Origin of the sequence: Priestia sp. AB, assembly GCF_028369225.1 — a bacterium.
GTDB lineage: Bacteria > Bacillota > Bacilli > Bacillales > Bacillaceae_H > Priestia > Priestia megaterium.
Window position 1 is genome coordinate 353,790 of sequence record NZ_JAQMYN010000003.1, and the last position, 20,991, is coordinate 374,780.

Genomic DNA, 20,991 nt, shown 5'->3' on the forward strand with positions numbered 1-20,991 from the left:
TATTACTTAGTTTTTAACAGCGATTGATTCAAGCGGTTGCGCATTGCCGTAAACAGGACGTTTTCTCTCTGCTGGCTTCGCCCATTTAATAGCATTCATAATGACACGCTGAATGTCTTTGTTATGGTATGTTGGATATGTTTCATGTCCAGGTCTAAAATAAAATACTTTTCCGTTTCCGCGTTTGTACGTGCAGCCGCTTCTGAAAATTTCTCCGCCTTCAAACCAGCTCGTGAAAATCAGTTCATCAGGTGCTGGAATATCAAAGTGCTCTCCATACATTTCTTCGCGCTCAAGCTCGATAAATTCACCAATACCTTCCACAATCGGATGGCTCGGTTCTACTACCCACAAGCGCTCTTTTTCATCTGCTTCACGCCATTTTAAGTCGCAGCTTGTGCCCATTAACGTTTTAAAAATTTTAGAAAAGTGACCTGAGTGTAAGACAATAAGCCCCATACCGTCTAGCACGCGCTGCTTTACTTTCTCAACGATGTCATCTTTCACTTCGTCATGTGCTAAATGACCCCACCATACTAAAACATCCGTTTGATTTAATACTTCTTCAGTTAACCCGTGTTCTACTTCGTCTAATGTTGCGGTGTGTGTACGAAACCCTCCTTCTTCTAAAAAAGAAGCGATGGCACCGTGAATGCCTTCAGGGTAAATTTCTCTTACAACCGGATTTTTCTGTTCATGACGATTTTCATTCCATACTGTAACATTAATCATTTTCATATCCCCCTTTTTTGTGAATGCTAACTTATATCCCCTTTTTTTATAAATGCTAAACTTCGGTTAACCGGTTAACTTACTGTGATTCACCCGCGCTTAGCAGTCGAATCTCGAATAATAAGTTCAACCGATAATTTCACATGCTGCAGCGTGCTGAAACGGTGTTCAATTGCTTGAATAACCGACGTCGCGGCGACGACTCCTTTGTTAAATACATCTTGACGAATGGTTGTTAGACTTGGAGATGCATAGCTACTAAACGTTATGTCATCAAACCCTACGATTGAGTAGTCCTGCGGAATTTTTTTCCCCTTTTCTTGCAGTGCTTTCATAATTCCAAGCGCCAGCGTATCAGAGGATGCAAAAACTGCCCGAATGTCCTTATGATCTTGCAGCAGCTTGTTCCCTAAATTGTAACCGTTATCAAACGAACTTTCGTTCACTTCAAAAACAAACGTCTTTGATGGCGTAATGCCCGCTTCTTTTAATGCTTTCTCGTAGCCTATATACCTCTTTTTATCCACTGGACTATTGACGAGGTGATGAGCAACAAAGGCAATTTCTTTGTGCCCCAAATTCACTAAATGGGTTGTAGCTAGATATCCTCCATACTCATCGTCTACAGAAATATGATGATAATCACGTTCGTACCTTTCATATGTATCTACTAGCACAACCGGATTCGATAACGCTTTCATTTTCTCATACAATCGATGCGGGAAGGCTCCTAAAAACAGAAGACCATCAATATTTCTCGTTCGAATCCATTTTAGGCAATCAGCCGGGCTACTCGCTCCAGATATGACTAGATCATAACCATGCTTACGGATTACATATTCAATTCCACTAATCATTTCACTGTAATAATGGTTATCTTTAAATATAGTAGAAAGTGAATCATCTGTAAGCGGGAACATAACGCCAATCATATTTGACTTTTGTTTCGAAAGACTAACGGCGGTTAAATTTGGTTCGTAGTTTAATTCTTTTACCGCTGTTAAAATTCGCTCTTTTGTTTCATCGGATACTTTGTTAATTCCGTTTAAGACGTAAGATACTGAAGCTGCAGACACCCCTGCATGCTTTGCTACATCACGAATCGTTATCTTTTCTCCCATAAAATCTCTCCAGTTAAACGGTTAACTATTTACTCGTTCATTATAATTCACTCCTTTATTATCAGTCAATGTATTTTTCAAATTATCTGTTAACTATTATAATTTCTTCCTAGATTGGTATGTTTTAAGCAGTGACAAGATGTATTGACACCTGTTAATCTTTGAAACGTACATATAAAGTTCGGTGCACAGCACGCACCGATCCGTGATAAAAGGGGCGTTCAAAAGGATTTCAGGAGGTACTTACTTTATGTTTAAGAAACTAGCAATTATTGGAGCACTAGCAGTTCCTATGTTCGGCATGAGTCACGGGGCAAATGCCGCTGAAACAAGCCATCGCGTAAAAGCCGGAGAGACTCTTTACAAGATTGGCGCTGAATACGGAGTTACGGTTGAACAGTTAAAAGAAGCGAATCACAAATCTACCGACTCTATTAATGCAAATGAAACACTAACAATCCCTAACTCTATTAGCGAAAGTGATAAAGAATTGTTAGCTCGCCTTGTACAAGCTGAAGCAAAAGGCGAACCTTACGCCGGCAAAGTGGCTGTAGCAACAGTTGTCTTAAACCGCGTGGATAGCGATTCTTTCCCAAATTCTATTCATGATGTGATTTATCAAGGTACACAGTTTACACCTGTACAAAACGGTGAAATTAATAAAGCAGCGGATGCTGAAGCAAAAAAAGCTGTAAATGAAGCACTAGCTTTTAGAGGCCAAGGAAAAGGTTCGTTATTCTTCTTTAATCCAGATAAAACAAGCGACCAATGGCTTCGTCAAAAACAGGTTACGATTACAATCGGAAATCACGTTTTTGCAAAATAAACAAAAAAAGCACTCAGATGAGTGCTTTTTTTTAATATGCAACAAGTAAGCTTAATAGAACAGCTATAATAATAATAGGCAATACGTATTTAACTAGAAAGAACCATGCGTTGAATAATTTAGGGCCTTTTGTACTTCCTGAAATAAACTCTTCATACACGGCTTCTTTTTTCATTTTAAATGTCACAAAAATCGCAATGGCTAAACTTCCCAGAGGCAGCATTAAGTTGCTCACAAAAAAGTCAGCTACGTCAAATATACTTCTGCCAAAAAGTGAGACATGTTTTAGTACACCAAACGAAAGCGCTGATGGGATACCTACCACAAACACAAGAATCCCTGATAAAGAAGCGTAGCGAGTTCGTTTTGTCTGATCGTCTTTGGTTAAAGCAGCTACGATAATTTCCAGCAGTGAGAAAGCAGACGTAAGCGTAGCAAATAGAAATAAAATTAAAAATAGTGCTAAAAAGACGGTACCAAACGGCATTTTCTCAAATACTGTTGGCAAGACCACAAACAAAAGTCCAGGTCCTTCAGTTGGCTTTAATCCAAATGAAAAAACGGCTGGAAAAATAGCCAAGCCCGCCAGCAGCGAAACAAACAAGTTCAAAAGAGCAATAGTCCCAGCTGAACGTGTCAAGCTTACTTTTTTCCCTAAATAAGAGCTATATGTCACCATGCAAGATAATCCCACGCAAAGCGAGAAAAACGACTGACCGAGCGCATAGAGAACAGATGACCCTGTAATGGCTGAAAAATCCGGTTTCAAAAAGAACTTTACTCCGTCCATTGCTCCGTCTAATGTTAAAGAACGCACCACAATAATGATAAAACAGATAAATAACAGCGGCATCATGTATTTATTAGCACGCTCTATTCCTTTTTGTACGCCTTTTGAAATAACAAATACTGTAATTAATAAAAACAGCGCCTGTGCACCTAATACTACATAAGGTTGGCTAATGACGGCATTGAACAACGAACCGTACTCTTTTCCGCTTAGCATACCGGTTACGCTCATAATCGTATATAAAATCACCCAGCCGCCAACGACGCTGTAAAAGGAAAGCAAAACGACACAGCTCAGTACTCCAAGCCTGCCAATCCATACCCAAGCGGATTTTGGAGCAATTGCCTTATAAGCACTAATCGCTTCTTTTCCCGTATGTCTTCCAATGATAAATTCTGCCAACAGAAGCGGCAATCCAATAAAAATCGTAAATAAAATAAACAACGCAAAAAATGCTCCACCGCCACTGGTTCCCGTTACGTATGGAAACTTCCATATCGCTCCTAGACCAATTGCTGCCCCAGCAGATGCTAAAATAAAACCGAGGCGTGAAGACCACTGATTTCCTTTACTCATATAATGTTACTCTCTCCTCTTCTAAACTCAAAACTCACCTGATTAGTACTGTACCATAAATGCAGAAGAAAATCATTCCCGTTTTACTTTTTTCTATAAAACGATATCTATATAGAATAGAAAAAATGAAGAAGCAGCTGCTTCTTCATTTTAAGTTTGATGTTTCTATTCAAAAATCATTCTCTGTACGATGATTCGTCTCCGCGATAGGCTTCTTGATTTGATATTTCTTCAATATGCATATGCCCTTCTCTCTCTAAACGAAGAACCGTACGCTCTGCATCTTCATAGCTCTCGCATGTCACTTGTTTATATTCCATATCATCTTTATCTGTGTAAGCAACTAAATATGTTTCCATTTTAACTCCTCCTATATAACCTATATGTAACGTATTTTGCCTTTTTCGTTTATTTCTAAACATATAGGCTCCAAACATAAAGCCTAGCATACTATAATAGCGGAACTTCAATTTAAAAAAGTTGAATTTTTCATTATGCACCGATGCAACATGGAGGTTACACTTATGACATTTATTTTATCATTCGTACCAATTGTTGTTCCTTTTGGTATTTTAATTAGCTTAATTGCTTTTACAGCTGCTTTTTTACAATCAAAAGAGCATCATAAAAAGCTCTAGCTTACAAAAGCTAGAGCTTCTTTTTAAAAACGTCTATAGCGTTTAATCAATCCCACAATAATGGCAATTGCCAATAAAACAACTGAAATGATGACAGTAATGACAATTGGCTGATTTCCACTTTGCTGCACTGCAATGGCAATATAAGCCCAAATAAAAACAAGCGGATAAACAGCGTCTCGGTTTTTTAATGTAAACATAATGCCCAGCACAGCTCCTACCAGCAGCATAATAATCGTCCATGCTAACTCGTTTAAGCCAATCAAGTGCTGTATTCCATTTGCTTGAAATACGACAAACACATTGACAATAGTCGCAACAGAAATCCATCCAAGATAAAGCGAAATCGGCAGACGCATAAACCATGTCGTCATTCGAGAATGCTGAATAGTGGAATACACAATCATTAATGTGCCTAGAATAAAGAGCATAACTAAAAGAGATAACTTATAGTAATCGTTTTGGAAAATAAAGATCCACGCACTATTTAACAAACAGTTTAGAAAAAACCAAATGCCGATACGTGCATATATTTCCTTTTGATCTTCTCTTGCAAAAAATTGGCGTATAACCCAAATGGTTAATAATAAATAAATAACGCCCCAGATAGCAAAGGCATAACCCGCTGGTGTAAACAACGTAGGAACTTGCGCAGAAGCTTCTCCCGTTGTTTTGCCTCCTATTGGAATGGCATTTGCTAAATAATTCACAAGCAGTGTAATAGCCAAGCCTACTGTATTTAATACAGCATACAAACGAAATTTCGCCATTTTGTTTTCTCCTTTCTTCTATTTATATGGGAGTGTTTCGGAGACGAAAACGGCTCTTCCCTTCATTAATACCTCTTCTTCCCTAAAAATATGCATTTTTAAACAAAAATGATTAAAAATAGCTTTAATAAATTTCCTCTTTAAGAAAGAAAAGTTGTTAGCACACAATTCCCCATAACGCTTTCTATTTTTCAGAATATATGGTAAGTTAAACGTAGATTAATAGGAAGTCCACTAGGGGTGCCACCGGCTGAGACAAGTTTTCTTGATCCCTTTGAACCTGATCTGGCTCATACCAGCGTAGGAAAGTGGCAATGTTCAGTTTTTTACTGTCCTTTGCCACTCCGTTTATAAACGGAGTGTTTTTTATTTCCTTTATGTGCTTGTTTGTGACTTCCTCATATTAAAGGAGGATTTTGATGTCATTTTCATCTCAATTAAGACAAGAAGCAAACTATATTTACGAAGCCATTTTTAACCATCCTTTTATTAAAGGAATTGCTGAAGGAAACGTGCCAAAAGAAGCGCTTATTCACTACGTTTCTCAAGATTACGAATACTTAACAGCATTTGTTCGCATTTACGGCGCTGCTTTAACAAAATGCCGCACGCGTACCGAAATGGAAGCCTTTAATGCCGGCATTTCTACGGTATTACATAGTGAAGTACACCCTCACAATAATTTTTGTGAAGTAGCAGGCGTACGTTATGAAGACCTTCACACTGAGACGCTTTCACCGACGGCCAGCCACTACATTAACCATATGACAAGTGTTGCCCATACAGGCAGCTTAGCAGAAATCATTGCAGTGCTTCTTCCATGTCCATGGACGTACGTTGAAATTGGCCAGCGCATTACAGAACAAGTAAATCCATCTCCTTCTCATCCTTTTTATGAATGGATTCAGTTTTATAATAATGAAGAAATGAATGGCACAACACAATGGTTTTGTAACAAGCTTGATGAACTCGCCGAACAAGCGACTGAAGAAGAACGTAACCGTATGAAAGATCACTTCATCAAAAGCTGTGAACTGGAGTATTTATTTTGGGAAATGGCATATACCCAAGAAAAATGGCCGCTTTCTCAGCTTTCACTTTCAAAATAACGAAAAAGCCTCCTATCAGGAGGCTCTTTTATTTCAATAGTTTTTTGATCATTTTCAAGCTTTGTTTTTCCGAAGGATAGCGGAATGACAAATCAAACTTGGTTGTTTGAGACAGCATGCTTTTAAAATGAGTGAATGTCTGAAAGCTGTCTTTTCCATGATATTGACCCGTGCCGCTTTCTCCCACTCCGCCAAACGGCAAATATGGCGTAGCGATATGCATAAGCGTATCGTTTATACAGCCTCCTCCAAATGAAAGGCGCTCCGTTATCACGTTTTGCACATCTTCACTTTCTGTAAATAAGTAAAGGGCTAACGGCTTAGCTTTTTCTTGAACTTTATGAATGACTTCGTCTAGTGTTTCATATTCAATCATAGGAAGAATAGGCCCAAAGATTTCTTCTTGCATAACATCTGATGTCCAGCTTACTTCACTTAACACCGTAGGTTCTATTGTTAGCGTGTTTTTATTGTACCCGCCTCCAACTATAGCATTTCCGTCTTTTAAAAACTCAACTAGCCGAGTAAAATGACGCTCACTGACAATACGGCCGTAGCGGTCGCTTTCAAGTGGATTACTACCGTAAAATTGAGAAATTGCTTCGCGAAGTTTCTCTACAAGCTGCGCTTTCACTTTTTTATGCACGAGCAAATAATCAGGAGCAACGCACGTTTGGCCTGCATTCATCCCTTTACCAAACATAATTCGCTTCGCTGCAAGATCTAGGTTTGCGTCTTCATGTACAATGCACGGACTTTTTCCGCCTAGCTCAAGCGTGACTGGAATAAGCTGCTTCCCTGCTTCTTGCATAATAATTTTCCCTACATTTACACTTCCCGTAAAGAAAATATAATCAAGCGGGTGTTTTAAAAGCAGGCTTGTCGTGTCTACAGCGCCTTCAATCACCGTCACAAATGCTGGGTCAAAAGCTTCAGCCAGTAATTCTTGTATAACGCGAGATACGCTAGGCGTTAATTCAGAAGGTTTTATAATCGCCGTGTTTCCAGCAGCAATCGCTCCTACTAAAGGAGACAGTGCTAATTGAAACGGATAGTTCCATGGAGCAATAATTAACGCGACTCCATACGGTTCAGGAACAATTTTCCCTTTAGAGCCCACATGTGTTAAAGCAGTTTTTACTTTTTTAGGCTTCATCCATTTTGCTAAATGCTTAAGCGTAAACCGAATCTCCTCTAGTAAAATCCCAATTTCCGACGTGTAAGCCTCTACTTCAGATTTATTTAAATCTTGTTTTAAAGCATCCATAATTCTCTGCTCGTTTTGTTTGACTGCGTCTCTTAGCTTATTCAGTGCTTGAATGCGGCTGCTGATACTCTTTGTCTTTTGCGCATAGAAATACTGCTTTTGTGTAGAAACAATATGTTCAATGACCGTTTCATCTGTGATATAGAATCGCTCGTGGTTCATTCCTTTCATCTCCCTATAAACATTCGGCTTCAACTGTAGCAAGCAAGTTTTTTAATAGCTCAACTGCCTCATTCAAAGCTAATGAATAATATCTCTGCGTTCCTTTTTGCTCAATTTGCACAAGCTTTTGATCGCGTAGAATTTTTAAATGATGAGAAATTGCCGGTCGTGATAGAGTAGACTCGTTTGCAATTTCATTAACGGTTAAAGGCTCTTTTTCGGCGAGCAGCAAAATAATATCTTGTCTTGCTAAATCACTTAGAGCCTGAAAAATAGGAATGCTGGCACGAAATAACTCGACTGCTTTTTCACTCATATAGATTCTCCTTTATTTAATTTCTTGTGTTCTGCGGACAACGGATGTAAGCCACTTTCTTGGCACGAAGCGCGGGATGAACGTAGCAAGACGAAACTGTACTCCTGGTACGATAACCGTCTGCCCTTTCATAAATTTTTTATAGCCAACTTTCGTTACTGTTTCTACATCCATTGCACCGCTTTGAAAAAGCTTGGAGTTGCTTAGCTGGGCTCGGTCGCTAAAACCCGTTTTAGTTGGACCCGGGCATAGAGCACTTACCGTTACATTGGTACCTCTTAATTCATTTTCAAGGGCCTCTGTGAAAGATAATACGTACGCTTTCGTTGCGTAATATACCGTCATAAGTGGACCTGGCATAAATGCAGCAACAGATGCAATGTTTAAAATTTTTCCACGATTTCTTTTGACCATATCCGGTAAAAATAATTTTGTTAAATGAGTTAATGCTCGAATATTTAAATCAATCATGTTTAACTCTTCATCTAAAGCTGTTTCAATAAATTTGCCGTATAGTCCAAAACCAGCATTGTTCACTAAATAATCAACGTGCATTTTTTTATTTTTAAGTTCTTCATATAATGACTGTATCTCTTCTTCTCTTGATAAATCCTTAACAACCGTTATGACTTCAATATTATAAGTAGATTTTAAATTCTCTCCAATAGCCGCTAGTTTATCAGCGCTTCTGGCAACTAAAATTACAGGATGCCCATCCTTTGCGAATTGATAAGCTAACTCTTTACCTATTCCTCCCGACGCACCGGTGATGAGCGCATAATGCTGTGACATAGTGTTCACTCCTTATGTTTAAATGTTCAAGAACTTAAACATTTAAACATATCTTATAGGATTCATTTTTTCCCGTCAACTGTTTTCTATACTCTTCTTTTCTTTTGTATTTTCCATTTTTGCCATTTACGCATTTCTGTACATTTTTTTACAAAATATGCGTTTTCTTTACATAGAAGGCTAATGTCGTCTAGTTTTGACAACCTTTGTCACCTAGCAGGAAAACAAGTGAAGATATGGTGAATACAACATACAACAAATAATCCATTACATAGTTGGATAAAAATAGATAAGGGAGGAAATGAAAAATGATGGAGACATATACAATTAAAAAAGTAAGTGATCAATTAGAGGTAGAAAAGAAAACGCTAAAACAATGGGAAAAATTATTGGGCAGCTATTTAACAATTGAACGAGTAGATGGGGCCCGTGTCTATACAGAGGAACAAATTGAATTATTTAATGATATTAAACAGCTGTTTGATGAACAATGTACGTTAGATGAAGTCAAAGAATACGTTCAGCTGCTGATAAAAGAACAAGAAGAACAGGAGCATTTAGTGATGGAATCAGAGGCAGCGGTTTCAAAAGAAGAAGAATCGGCACAGTTGAAAACTGCTAAAAAAGAAAACGTCATTGATTTTCAAGAACATTCCAATAAACAAATGAAGCAAGAAAAGAAAAAAGCTGCTGAAAAGCAGGAAAGCATTTCAGGAAATAAGCAAGAGAAGACCCCTCCTATACCTGAAGCACGATTAGCTACTGAAGAAGAAAAGCAGGCTATTTCTGCTTCTATTGAAGAGCCAAAACCAAACGACCTTGTTGTGAATGAAAAAGAACTGCTTCAAGGGGAATTAGTAGAAGCTGTTCGCCGCTATGAAGATGTGTTTGAAGTGCTTGATACGTTTAAAGCTGATTTGTTAAAAGAAATGCGCGAAGGAATGCGAAATGAAGTTCGAGAAGAAATTGTCGGAGAAGTAAAAAGAGAGCTTGAAAAAAGCGCTACTCAAACTGTAGAAATGGTGGAGTCTGTCGGGGCATACATCTCTGAGTCTTCAGAACGGAGCGCAAGAGATGTAGAAAATATGTCTAAAAAAATTATCCGTTCTAACGAAAAATCGTTTGATGAAGTCACTTCTTTGATTGAAGATTATTCAACAATCGCTGAAGAGAAAACCGAGGATATGCGCTTGTTCATGAAAGATGTCATGGAAAATGCGGATGAATCCTCTAAAGAAATGCAGTATTTATTAGACCGATTCTCAAGCAATTCCACCGTTGCGATGAATCAAGTAAAATTTATGGTTGAAAAATTAAACAATTCTTCAACTAATACAACAGAAGAGCTTCGTGATTTAATTGATTCAATGAATGAGGAACGAGTCTATTATTTAAAAGAAATGGAGAAAGAACGTAAGCTTCATCGTCAAAGCGTAGCTGAGCGCGAAGAGATGTTTAGTGATTTTGTCCAAACCTTTAGACAAACCGCCGCTGCTGATATGAAGCGAAAACGGAAGTGGTGGAAGCTGTTCCTCTCCTGAAGACACCGGCCCTATGGTAATGGGGCCGGTGTTTTTTAATGGTATGAACAATAGTAGCTTGTATGTAAGAAATGTTAAGGTAACGTATGGCGATGAGACGTTATACTTTGAAACACATGATAGCCGCTTACCGATACACCTATAGTTCCTGCGCCTGGAAACACTGTATCTCCACATAACCACAGTCCTTGTAAGCCAGATCGATGCGAAATGCTGTTGAACAAGGCATGATCTAAAGTTTGCGGAAAGCCTCCCACTCCCCCGTTTGGGCGAGAGGTGAACCTTTCCCATGCTTTAGGAGCTCCCGAAATTTGATGCTCTGCTTTTTCAATGCTAGGAATAATGGTTTTAATGCCTGCTACCATTTTTTTCTCAAGAACTTGTTTTTGAAGGTCATAGGCTTCTTTGTTACTCCACTTGCTAAGATCAATGTGAGTAGACGCTGTAATTGTACGCTTGCCTTCAGGCGCTCGAAAACGATCATCAGGATGAGAGACTGAGAGAAATAAATGATTTCCTTCCGTCATTTCCCCTTGTTCGGATTGAAGTACTTGCTGAAACAACTCTACCTTTTGCGGCAGATCTCTTTCATCAATCGCAAAATACATCGAAAACGTTCCCCACTGCGGAAGCTCGCTTTTTTCTTTTGCTCGCTTATGAATATGTTGGTAATCTTCATCATACAGCAAAGACTTTAAGCTTTGAACCGGCGCGTTGCATACAATGTCTGATGCACGGTAACGATTACCTCTATGATCATGCACGATCCACCCGTCATTATCACGTTCTATCTTTACTACTTTCCTTCCTAGAATCGTTTTTCCTCCGTTGACTTTAATCGATTTTTGCAGCGCTTCTGCGACTTTGTATAAGCCACCTTTTACATAAAAAGCTCCTTCGTGATAAATATCTAACGCTAAACATCCAATAAGCATTGAACAGTTCTCACTCGTTGTCTGCATGCTGTCTATTAATTGACCATCAGCAAAATGAAGAAAGTCCGCTTCGTCTAGCAAGCTGTGTTTTTTTAGTAAATAACTAAACGATTGATGAAAATAAGGCAACAGCTTCACAGAACCAAAATTCAACGAACTTACCAGCCTGCTCCACTCACCGACTGTTAGAGGAGGAAGAACCGGCAGAGACTGCATAAGCTTGCGAATTTCTTTTGCAATTCTAAAAACATTTTCATAAAAACTCCTAATATTTTTTGCTTTATGAGGAAATTGTTTTTGGAGATAGGAAATATGCTGATACCGGTCTTGATAATAAATCAGTGTACGATGAGGAAGATGAACTTTCATGATTTTCTCAAGAGAAACCTTTTCAATTTCTAGGCCAAGGTACGTGCCGATTCGCTCATGTATCCCTCCGTGCTCAAATCCCATTCCAAGCGTCGCCCCAACAGGAAACGTATACAAATGACGCTGAAATTTCCCTGCACAGCCTCCCCATTCTCGAGAAGCTTCTAAAACCGTCACTTCATAGTCATGTTTAGCTAAAAGCGCTCCCGCTGTTAACCCACCTATTCCTCCGCCTATTACGACAACTTGCTTATGCATGTTTTCACCTTCTTTAGCTCTTTCTTCTATTGTGCAAAAAAAAGAAGCTCACCGCAATTTAGAAGCGGCTCGTTACTGAAATAAAAAAGCCGTGAATGATCTCACAGCTTTTTGGCTTATTTTGTAATCACTCCACAAACAATCCGATCTCCTGAGTTTCCTGAAGGATCCGTTGTGTAGTCGTCGACTTTATCATGTATCACTAATGCCGATCCATCCATATCCAAAAGAGAATTCAGCTTTCCTTCTTGCAGCGTGACAAGAGAAGCAAAAATTTCTGTATCTACTTTGCCATTTGGAGCAACTTCTAGATTGGGCAAATCACCTGCATGCGGGCCTTTTGTATTTTTAAGGCCGTGTTCACGTTTAAAAGGATTAAAATGCGCACCCGCTGTTTTAAAATCCGGCACCTCACATTTTCCTATTTCATGAATATGAAATCCATGTCTCCCCGGTGAAAGACCTTGAGCAGTTAATTTAATGTGCACGCCGTTCTTTGCTTCTGACAGGGTAGCCTCTCCTACTTTTTTGCCCGATGTATTTGTTAAATCCACTTTAACAGGTTCTACCGATACTTCGCTTGTTTCTTTCGCTTCCTCTGTTTTCAGGTGGTTTTCATGAGCGGTATTTTGCTCTTTTACCATGCTGCATGCTCCTAACAATAACAGCACACAGACTACGCATCCGTTCATTATCAACTTTTGCATCCGTGATTCCTCCTTTTTCTTATTTATCACCATCCTTTCACTATTTTCCTTTTTTTAGACATCAAAAATAAGATTGAGACATACGTTCACCTTGCCAATGAAAAAATCCGAACGAGTTGGATTCTTAATGAAGAACCTCGATTCATCGTTCGGATTTTCCTTCAACTAAAATACTTTGCTTTAACGTCTTACTTCTGTTTAAAGTTGTATTCTTTTTCCGTTCCGTTTGAAAAACGAACTTCTAATTCAAACGACTGAAAATCTTTTTTTAGACCAAACGCATCGATTACTTCCTTTTTTACATCTTCATCGGGCGTGCGCTGATCAAAATTTAACTTTTTAAATTTTGAAGATAATTTATTAAAAGCTTTGTCTCCGTTCAAGTGCTCATCGTTAATATTATCATCCACTTTGGCTTCTATCTCATCATTTTCATTTTCGTAGTCGGCTTCATAATCATTGTTGAGCCCCTTATAGTCTACTTCTAAATCAAATTTTGAAAAGTTAAAAGATGTGTTTTCGCTTTGATTATCATAGCTCATCGGCGTTCCGCCATTCGTCACGCCTTGTTTATTTTGAGCTTCTTTTGCTGGTGCTGCATCATCATTGTGGCATGCTGAAAGTACGCTAATACTTATAAGGGAAAAGAATATGAAAAAGGGTCGTTTCTTCACTGTATTTCCTCCTTTGACTTCACTCTTCCTTCCCTTTATGTCCACAAATTTGATTTTTATACGCCTTCACTAGAAAACCCCGCTCTCTAAAAAGAAAGGGGGGTTTTTCGTCTTGTTTATTTTACATTCGAATAAGAAATACTGTACATGCTGTTAAAATACGTATTGTAAAGAGCTTGAACGGCACGGTCTAAAGCATCTGCTTTCACACCAAACATCATGCTCACCTCAGAAGAACCTTGGTTGATCATTTCAAGATTCACTTCAGCACGAGCAAAAGCTTCTGTAGCTTTTGCAGCAATTCCTACTGTGCTATTCATTCCTTCTCCTACTACCATAACCATAGCAAGATCACGTTCAATAAAGATTTCATCTACCTCAAGTTCTTTTTCAATTCGAGCAAATACGCGCTTTTCAACATCTGGCGTAAGCTGATGCTCGCGCATGATGACAGAGATATTATCAATTCCTGAAGGGGTATGTTCGTATGAAATACCTTCATCCTCTAAAATTTCAAGCAATCTTCTGCCAAAACCAATTTCACGGTTTAATAAGTATTTGCTCACGTGGATATTGCAAAAACCTTTGTCCCCAGCGATTCCGACCACCGGCGTATCTCCGTGAGGACGCTCAGCTACAATGAATGTCCCCTTTGCTTCAGGATTATTTGTATTCTTTACACATACAGGAATGCCTAGTTTATAAACCGGCTCCAGCGCTTCATCATGGAAGACAGAAAAACCTGCATAGGATAGTTCACGCATTTCTCTGTATGTTACTTCTTTCATTTCATGAGGCTTTTCCACAAGTCTTGGATCTACGCTATAAATAGCATCTACGTCGGTAAAGTTTTCATACAAATCAGCTTTTACTCCCGCTGCTACAATTGAGCCTGTGATATCTGATCCACCGCGCGAGAACGTAACCATGTTCCCTTCTTCAGAATAGCCAAAGAATCCTGGAATCACCAAAATGCCCGAACGCTCTCTTAGCTGCGGTAATTTTTCATAAGACAGTGGAAGCACTCTTGCTCTTCCGGGTTCATCAGAAACAAAAATACCTGCTTCTTTTGGATTTACATAATGAGCTTCAAAACCTAAATGGTTTAAATAAGCAGCCATTACCTTTGCGTTATTATCTTCTCCACTTGCTTTTAGGCAGTCTAATAAGCGAAATGGATCGTTTTTATGTAAATCAATAAGTGATTGTAAATTCGTAATAATGTCAGTAATAATCGTTTCTGGCATAGACAAGTCCACAACGATTTCACGATAGCGATCAATTACTTGCCCAAACTCGTCTACGTAATCTTCTCCAAGCTGTATTTTGGCAGAAAGTGCGATTAGCAAATCTGTCATTTTTGTATCTTCTCCGTATCGCTTACCCGGAGCTGATACGACTACCAGCTTTCTCTCTTTATCAGACGTTACAATATGCGCAACCTGTTTAAATTTCTCTGCGCTTGCAACTGAACTCCCGCCAAACTTCGCAACCTTCATGTGTGAGACACTTCCTTACTTTGTTTTTAATATTCGATTATTGTACCATATTTTATCAAGTAGAAAAGCTCATCTATCTAACTTTTCTAAAAATTAAAGGAATACTACCGTAATTGTACTCTCATAGAGAACAAATGTCTACCAGAAAAACACAAAAAGACTGATTTTACATCATGTAAAATCAGTCTTTATTTGTTATTCTGCTTTTGGCTTTTTTAATACCCCTACAAGAACCGCCGTTACAATTGCACCAATTAAAATTGCTAGTGCATATAAAAGAGGATTTCCTTGTACAATTCCGATAACGAATACACCGCCGTGTGGTGCTGGTAAACCGATGTGGAACATCATTGTTAAAGCACCTGCTACTGCAGCACCGATAACCGATGCGGGAATAACACGGCCTGGGTCAGCTGCTGCGAATGGAATCGCACCTTCTGTAATAAATGACAGACCCATTACATAACACGTTTTACCTGTTTCGCGCTCTTGGCGAGTAAATTTGTTTTTGAACAAAGTTGTCGCAATAGCCATACCTAATGGTGGAACCATACCGCCTGCCATAATCGCTGCGTGTGGTGCATAGTTTCCAGCATCAATCATTGCAATACCAAATGTAAAGGCTGCTTTATTAATAGGGCCACCCATATCAATTGCCATCATACCGCCTAAGATAATACCTAATAATACTAAGTTACCTGTACCAAATCCACTTAACCAGTGCGTTAATCCTTTGTTAATTGCACTAACTGGCTCGTTTACAACATAAAGCATAATCAATCCTGAGATAAAAATCCCAAATAGCGGATAAAGAAGAACTGGCTTAATTCCATCAAGCGCTTGCGGTAAACCGCTGAATAATTTCTTTAATCCCACTACTACATAACCCGCTAAGAAACCAGCGATTAAACCACCTAAGAAACCGCCTCCACCAGAAGCTGCTAAAAGACCTGCAACCATACCAGGAGCTAAACCAGGACGATCAGCAATACTCATTGCAATGAACCCTGCTAGTACCGGTACTAGTAAGAAGAATGCATTATCTCCGCCAATTGTTTTTAGCGCCGCTGCAAATGCATTGTACGTCGGATCTTTCGGTTCTGCTGAGTGAATGCCAAACATGAATGAAATAGCAATTAAGATCCCGCCCCCTACAACAAACGGAAGCATTGCTGATACACCGCTCATTAGGTGTTTGTAAAACCCTGTACGCTCTGATCCTTTACTTTCTCCGCCTTCTTTGCTGCCACCGCCGCCGCTGTATATAGGAGCATCTCCTTTTAACGCGCGGTTAATTAATTCTTCAGGCTTGCGAATTCCTTCAGCTACTGGAACTTGAATAACTTTTTTACCTGCAAAACGTTCCATTTCTACTTGCTTGTCCGCTGCAACAATAATAGCGGTAGCGTTTTCAATTTCTTCCTTCGTCAACGCGTTTTTAACACCGCTGGAACCATTTGTTTCAACTTTTAGCGTCACGTTCATATCTTTCGCTTTTGCTTTTAGGCTGTCCGCTGCCATATATGTGTGGGCAATTCCTGTTGGACAAGCCGTTACAGCAAGCACTAATTGATCTGAAGCCGTATCCACTTCTTCTTCCGGCGCTTCATTTTCAGTTTCTTTATCATCAATTGCTTTAATGACTTCATCAATCGATGATGCCGTTAGCAACGTTTTTCGGAACGATTCGTCCATTAATAACGTAGACAAACGAGATAGTGTTTCTAAGTGAGCGTTATTTGCGCCTTCACTCGCTGCAATCATGAAGAATAGATGTGCAGGCTGTCCGTCTAATGATTCATAATCGATACCTTCTGTTGAGCGTCCAAATGCAATGGCCGGCGTTTTTACCGAGCTTGTTTTCGCATGCGGAATGGCGATGCCTTCCCCAATTCCCGTTGTACTTTGAGATTCACGGTTTAAAATTGCTTCTTTATAGCCAGCTCGGTCGCTTAAGCGACCAGCTTCGTCTAATTTTCCAACTAACTCATCAATAACATCAGCTTTTGACGTGCTTTTTAAATCAAGAATGATTGTATCTTTTTTTAATAGTTCTGTAATTCTCATTCTCGGTTCCCCCTACTCTACCTTTGTGATTGACACTTGTTCACGAAGCGTCTTTACATCTTCTGCTGTACATAATTCAAGTGAGAATGCTGTGGCACTTCCTGAAGCAACTCCTGTTTGAAAGGCTTCTAATAAATCCCCTTGCTTTACATAAGAAGCAATAAATCCAGCTACAAGTGAATCGCCAGCTCCAACAGAATTTTTCACTGTTCCTTTAGGGACTGTGGCACTGTAGACACCGCTTTCGTTAATAAGAAGTGCTCCATCGCCTGCCATGGATACAACGACGTTTTGCGCTCCTTGTTCCACGAGTTTTTTACCATATACTAGCGCATCTTCTGCACTGTTTACTTCTACATCAAACAATTCTGCAAGTTCATGATGATTCGGTTTGATAAAAAACGGCTTGTGAGACACGACGTCTAGCAAGGTTTTTCCACTTGCATCTACTACAACTTTTACTCCGTTCGCTGCAGCTAGTTCAGTTAATGTTTCATACACGGAACTTGGAAGCGTTTTCGGTATACTCCCTGCTAATACGAAGATATCGCCTTCAGTCATTTGCTTTACTTGAGTCAATAAAGACTGAAGCGCTTCGTCTGTAATAGCAGGTCCTTGACCGTTAATTTCTGTTTCTTTTTCCGTTTTTAACTTTACGTTAATGCGGGTATCTCCATCAACTCTTGTAAAAGCTGTTTCGATATTCTCCGCTTTTAAGTAGTCTTCAATATAGGTTCCTGTAAAGCCGGCTACAAAACCGAGAGCTTTATTATCAACACCTAATCGCTTTAAAACGCGAGAGACGTTAATGCCTTTTCCTCCTGGAAACTTGGCTTCATTCGTTGTGCGGTTAAGCCCGCCTTCTTCGAATGCTGAAACATGTACTACGTAGTCAACGGATGGGTTCAACGTACATGTATAAATCATGATTTCACAACCTTTATGTCTGTTTTGTTTGCATACTGTATAAGTACATCGCTAGGTACGTCATTTGTTATAATTTTTGCTTCATGTAAATCGGCTATTTTCGCAAAACTTGTTTCAAAAAACTTAGTAGAATCTGATAAAATATAAGATTCTCTAGACAGCTTCATTGCCGTTTGCTTGATTAATGCTTCTTCTGGATCGGGAGTTGTATATCCATATTGATGATGAATCCCATTCGCTCCCATAAAGCACTTATCAAAACGATATTGCTCAAGACTTAAAAGAGCTCCATTGCCAATTAAAGCGCCCGTTTTATGTTTAACGGATCCTCCAATTAAATAGAGGGTGATACCTTGTTCTAGCATCGGGTTTAAATGCATTAAACCATTTGTCACGACAACTACATCTTTTTGCTTTAAAAAAGGAATCATTTCATACGTTGTAGTTCCTGCATCTAAAAAAATACAGTCACCTTCATTTATAATGGAAGCCGCATACTCTGCAATGTTTCGTTTATCTTGAACATTTTTAGCAGATTTTTCGATAACGCTCAGTTCAATTCGTTTACTGCGAATAAGCGAAGCGCCACCGTGAACACGTTTGAGCATTTGCTCTTCTTCTAGTTGACTTAAGTCTCTTCTAATTGTGGATTCCGAAGCGCCTGTAACTTCGATAAACTCTTGCACTTTTACAAGTTCTTTCTCTTTTAAAAGTTTTAAGATTAGTTGATGTCTCTCCGGCGTTAACATGTTCTAGCTCCTTTTTCAAAAAAGCGTTTTCATTTATTTCATGTACTTACTTTATCACGGTTTACATTCAAAATCAATCATAAAAAATCAAAAACATTCATTTTTTTAATTACAAAATAAAGTTTTTTGAATGAATAATTAGTTTTGCATTTGTTTTAATGATAGTTTATACAAAAGGAAATAAGCTGGTAATTCGAGAATTTGTCTACTTTTCTCATTATATGTAAAGGTTTTCTTCTACCCAATTAGCTATGACTGTTTTTGACGATTTCTTGACCGATTGAATTTTTCTGACTGAATCACGCATAGCTTGTCCTGATTTCATAAAAGCCTACACACTAAAAAAGTTGTCCACCTTTTTGGACAACTCAAAGTGACCCATCATTTAAATAAAAACAGAAGCATATATAATATGGAAGCAAGGGCAGAAGAAATAGCTAAACTTGAGATAAAACGAACGAGTCTTTTTTTAATGAACTGCGTTAATTCGATTTCTCTTACTTGGTTTTTTTCATTTTGCATACAATAATCCCTTCTTTAATTAAAATTTCCTAGTAGCTAGAAGTTGCTACTCGCAGAATATGCTTTTATGTATTGTATGCATGCGTTAAAAAAAAGATACAAAACGAACAAAAAAGCTACTCTTAGCTAGAGTAGCTTTCATCTTTCCATACATCTGCTTCAATTACTGCATCCGCTCGAATCGAATATGTATAACAAGGGCCTGTAACCATCAGCGTATTCGACTGCAGCGAGACTTTATCAATCGTCACTCGTTCATACCTTTGAATATGTCCTGCTTCATAGACGTGAAGCGTTACTGGATGATGCTCCGAGTAACTGTTCATAATGACATTTTCAATATGCTCAATCTTTTCTTTTTTCAACCCTAAAGGCTGCTTATGCGCATCGGGACTGTACATTTTCTTCATTTTCTCTAAATGCTCGGGCATTACTAACTTCGCATACTGTTTTAATTCATCTTGATACACGTTCATTCTCCCCCTTGACTCTTGCTTCTATTTTACCGAACGAACATTCTCATTGCAAAACTTTTTAATCAAAATAAAAGCAAACAATTCATTTTTTCATACTCCATAAAAACTGTCAAAAGATTTTATGTTAATAGCAGAAACTGATTTTTTAAAAAATAATAATATCCCATCTTTAATTCGGTCTCTAGAGTTGGTATAATACATTGTCATGACTGTGTTTTCGGAGCTTTTGATGATTGGAGGTAACGTTCATGATTAATAAAATAAAAGAAATTATCCTCATTATTCTAGGGAGCCTCATTTTCGCACTGGCCATTAATTACTTTGCTATTCCAAATGAATTAGCAGAAGGGGGCGTAACCGGTGTAACAATGATTACCTATTATGTATTAGGCTGGTCTCCGGGTATCACAAACTTTATATTAAACGGTTTGCTGGTACTGATCGGATACAAATTGCTTCACAAACGTGTGATTGCTTACACAATTATATGTATTATTTTTACATCTCTATTCCTACATATAACTGAAGGACTGGGAAATCCTCTTGACGATACGCTACTGGGGGCTATTTTTGCTGGTATTTTAGCTGGTGTAGGACTCGGACTTGTGTTTAGAGGTGGCGGAACTTCCGGAGGCTCTGCAGTTATTGCCCGCTTAGCTAATCAATATCTAGACTGGAATATTAGCAAAACGATGCTGGCAATTGATTTATTAGTTGTAGCAAGCGCTTATTTTGTCATCGGTGGAGAAAAGACGATGTATACGGTTATTTCTCTTTACATCGGAACGAAGGTGCTTGATTATATCATTGAAGGACTCAACCCTCGCAAAGCAATCACTATTATTTCACACCGTTCAGCTGAAGTAGCCGAACAAGTCAATAAAAAGATGCAGCGCGGCGTCACTGTCTTTTCTGCTCATGGAAGCTATACAAAAGAAGCAAAAGACGTATTGTACGTAGTTGTGAACAAACAAGAACTGCTAGAATTAAAGCGTATTATTCATAAAGTCGACGAACAAGCTTTTGTGGTCGTACACGATGTGCGCGACGTCTTTGGAGTAGGTTTTACCATTCCAAAAGCCAGTTGAAAACCCGCTTTAAAAAAGCGGGTTTTTTCTATTATATATGTTTGCGCTGAAAATACTGCAAACACGCTGTTATAAAAAGA

Annotated in this window: 21 protein-coding genes and 1 riboswitch; of the genes, 4 read left to right on the top strand and 17 right to left on the bottom strand. The window is 38.7% G+C overall.

From position 1 onward, the window contains the following. Window positions 1–6 precede the first annotated feature (6 nt). Both POF52_RS11455 and POF52_RS11460 read right to left on the bottom strand, forming a co-directional pair. Window positions 7–732 (bottom strand): ThuA domain-containing protein, encoded by a 726-nt coding sequence (locus POF52_RS11455; RefSeq protein ID WP_013056851.1) that lies wholly within the window; start codon window positions 730–732, stop codon window positions 7–9. A gap of 89 nt (window positions 733–821) precedes the next feature. Next, complete coding sequence (locus tag POF52_RS11460) at window positions 822–1,853, bottom strand: LacI family DNA-binding transcriptional regulator (RefSeq protein WP_013082971.1); 1,032 nt, start codon at window positions 1,851–1,853, stop codon at window positions 822–824. A gap of 250 nt (window positions 1,854–2,103) precedes the next feature. Between POF52_RS11460 and POF52_RS11465 the strand changes: the two genes are divergently transcribed. Beyond that, window positions 2,104–2,679 carry a cell wall hydrolase gene (locus POF52_RS11465; RefSeq protein ID WP_176584756.1) on the top strand — a complete coding sequence of 192 codons (576 nt, stop codon included), beginning with the start codon at window positions 2,104–2,106 and terminating at the stop codon, window positions 2,677–2,679. Between the two features lie 31 nt (window positions 2,680–2,710). Here POF52_RS11465 and POF52_RS11470 read toward each other — a convergent pair whose 3' ends face one another. The 3 genes from POF52_RS11470 to POF52_RS11480 all read right to left on the bottom strand — a co-directional run bounded on the left by POF52_RS11470 (window position 2,711) and on the right by POF52_RS11480 (window position 5,453). Then, window positions 2,711–4,045 carry a sodium-dependent transporter gene (locus tag POF52_RS11470; protein ID WP_271992728.1) on the bottom strand — a complete coding sequence of 445 codons (1,335 nt, stop codon included), beginning with the start codon at window positions 4,043–4,045 and terminating at the stop codon, window positions 2,711–2,713. Between the two features lie 176 nt (window positions 4,046–4,221). Next, window positions 4,222–4,404, bottom strand: a complete 183-nt coding sequence (locus POF52_RS11475) for a hypothetical protein (protein WP_013056847.1) — start codon at window positions 4,402–4,404, stop codon at window positions 4,222–4,224. Window positions 4,405–4,706: 302 nt separating this feature from the next. Then, window positions 4,707–5,453 carry a TspO/MBR family protein gene (locus tag POF52_RS11480; RefSeq protein ID WP_176584758.1) on the bottom strand — a complete coding sequence of 249 codons (747 nt, stop codon included), beginning with the start codon at window positions 5,451–5,453 and terminating at the stop codon, window positions 4,707–4,709. 226 nt (window positions 5,454–5,679) lie between these two features. Beyond that, window positions 5,680–5,777: riboswitch (TPP riboswitch) on the top strand. A 95-nt stretch (window positions 5,778–5,872) separates the two neighbouring features. Here POF52_RS11480 and tenA point away from each other — a divergent pair. Then, a complete protein-coding gene (tenA, locus tag POF52_RS11485) occupies window positions 5,873–6,562 on the top strand; it encodes a thiaminase II (protein WP_013056845.1) in 690 nt (229 codons plus the stop codon). Between the two features lie 28 nt (window positions 6,563–6,590). Here the strand turns inward: tenA and POF52_RS11490 are convergent, their stop codons facing one another. The 3 genes from POF52_RS11490 to POF52_RS11500 are packed head-to-tail and all read right to left on the bottom strand — an operon-like array spanning window position 6,591 to window position 9,099. Continuing rightward, the gene (locus tag POF52_RS11490; protein WP_271992733.1) at window positions 6,591–7,991 is read right to left on the bottom strand and encodes an aldehyde dehydrogenase; all 1,401 of its coding nucleotides are present in this window, start codon (window positions 7,989–7,991) and stop codon (window positions 6,591–6,593) included. Window positions 7,992–8,004: 13 nt separating this feature from the next. Continuing rightward, entirely contained in the window at window positions 8,005–8,307 is a 303-nt protein-coding gene (locus POF52_RS11495; protein WP_013082966.1) for an ArsR/SmtB family transcription factor, read from the bottom strand. A gap of 12 nt (window positions 8,308–8,319) precedes the next feature. Further along, complete coding sequence (locus POF52_RS11500) at window positions 8,320–9,099, bottom strand: SDR family NAD(P)-dependent oxidoreductase (protein ID WP_016763938.1); 780 nt, start codon at window positions 9,097–9,099, stop codon at window positions 8,320–8,322. A 308-nt stretch (window positions 9,100–9,407) separates the two neighbouring features. On the opposite strand from POF52_RS11500, the gene POF52_RS11505 reads away from it, so the two are divergent. Continuing rightward, window positions 9,408–10,640 carry a helix-turn-helix domain-containing protein gene (locus POF52_RS11505; protein ID WP_271992736.1) on the top strand — a complete coding sequence of 411 codons (1,233 nt, stop codon included), beginning with the start codon at window positions 9,408–9,410 and terminating at the stop codon, window positions 10,638–10,640. A gap of 74 nt (window positions 10,641–10,714) precedes the next feature. Here POF52_RS11505 and POF52_RS11510 read toward each other — a convergent pair whose 3' ends face one another. The 9 genes from POF52_RS11510 to POF52_RS11550 form a co-directional block, all read right to left on the bottom strand. Beyond that, the gene (locus POF52_RS11510; protein ID WP_271992739.1) at window positions 10,715–12,202 is read right to left on the bottom strand and encodes an FAD-dependent oxidoreductase; all 1,488 of its coding nucleotides are present in this window, start codon (window positions 12,200–12,202) and stop codon (window positions 10,715–10,717) included. Between the two features lie 116 nt (window positions 12,203–12,318). After that, window positions 12,319–12,909, bottom strand: a complete 591-nt coding sequence (locus POF52_RS11515) for a superoxide dismutase family protein (RefSeq protein ID WP_271992741.1) — start codon at window positions 12,907–12,909, stop codon at window positions 12,319–12,321. Window positions 12,910–13,097: 188 nt separating this feature from the next. Continuing rightward, window positions 13,098–13,583, bottom strand: a complete 486-nt coding sequence (locus POF52_RS11520) for a YusW family protein (RefSeq protein WP_016763933.1) — start codon at window positions 13,581–13,583, stop codon at window positions 13,098–13,100. 116 nt (window positions 13,584–13,699) lie between these two features. Next, window positions 13,700–15,082 carry an aspartate kinase gene (locus POF52_RS11525; protein ID WP_013082960.1) on the bottom strand — a complete coding sequence of 461 codons (1,383 nt, stop codon included), beginning with the start codon at window positions 15,080–15,082 and terminating at the stop codon, window positions 13,700–13,702. Between the two features lie 195 nt (window positions 15,083–15,277). After that, complete coding sequence (locus tag POF52_RS11530) at window positions 15,278–17,149, bottom strand: PTS fructose transporter subunit IIABC (protein WP_230932521.1); 1,872 nt, start codon at window positions 17,147–17,149, stop codon at window positions 15,278–15,280. Window positions 17,150–17,161: 12 nt separating this feature from the next. Next, a complete protein-coding gene (gene pfkB / locus POF52_RS11535; protein ID WP_014460320.1) occupies window positions 17,162–18,076 on the bottom strand; it encodes a 1-phosphofructokinase in 915 nt (304 codons plus the stop codon). Continuing rightward, entirely contained in the window at window positions 18,073–18,825 is a 753-nt protein-coding gene (locus POF52_RS11540) for a DeoR/GlpR family DNA-binding transcription regulator (protein ID WP_013056834.1), read from the bottom strand. Before POF52_RS11540 ends, pfkB begins: the two co-directional genes overlap by 4 nt. A gap of 381 nt (window positions 18,826–19,206) precedes the next feature. Then, the gene (locus POF52_RS11545) at window positions 19,207–19,347 is read right to left on the bottom strand and encodes a hypothetical protein (protein ID WP_176584765.1); all 141 of its coding nucleotides are present in this window, start codon (window positions 19,345–19,347) and stop codon (window positions 19,207–19,209) included. A 122-nt stretch (window positions 19,348–19,469) separates the two neighbouring features. After that, a complete protein-coding gene (locus POF52_RS11550) occupies window positions 19,470–19,823 on the bottom strand; it encodes a YolD-like family protein (protein WP_026106574.1) in 354 nt (117 codons plus the stop codon). Between the two features lie 248 nt (window positions 19,824–20,071). On the opposite strand from POF52_RS11550, the gene POF52_RS11555 reads away from it, so the two are divergent. Beyond that, window positions 20,072–20,911 carry a YitT family protein gene (locus tag POF52_RS11555; protein ID WP_028413534.1) on the top strand — a complete coding sequence of 280 codons (840 nt, stop codon included), beginning with the start codon at window positions 20,072–20,074 and terminating at the stop codon, window positions 20,909–20,911. The last annotated feature ends 80 nt before the right edge of the window (window positions 20,912–20,991 follow it).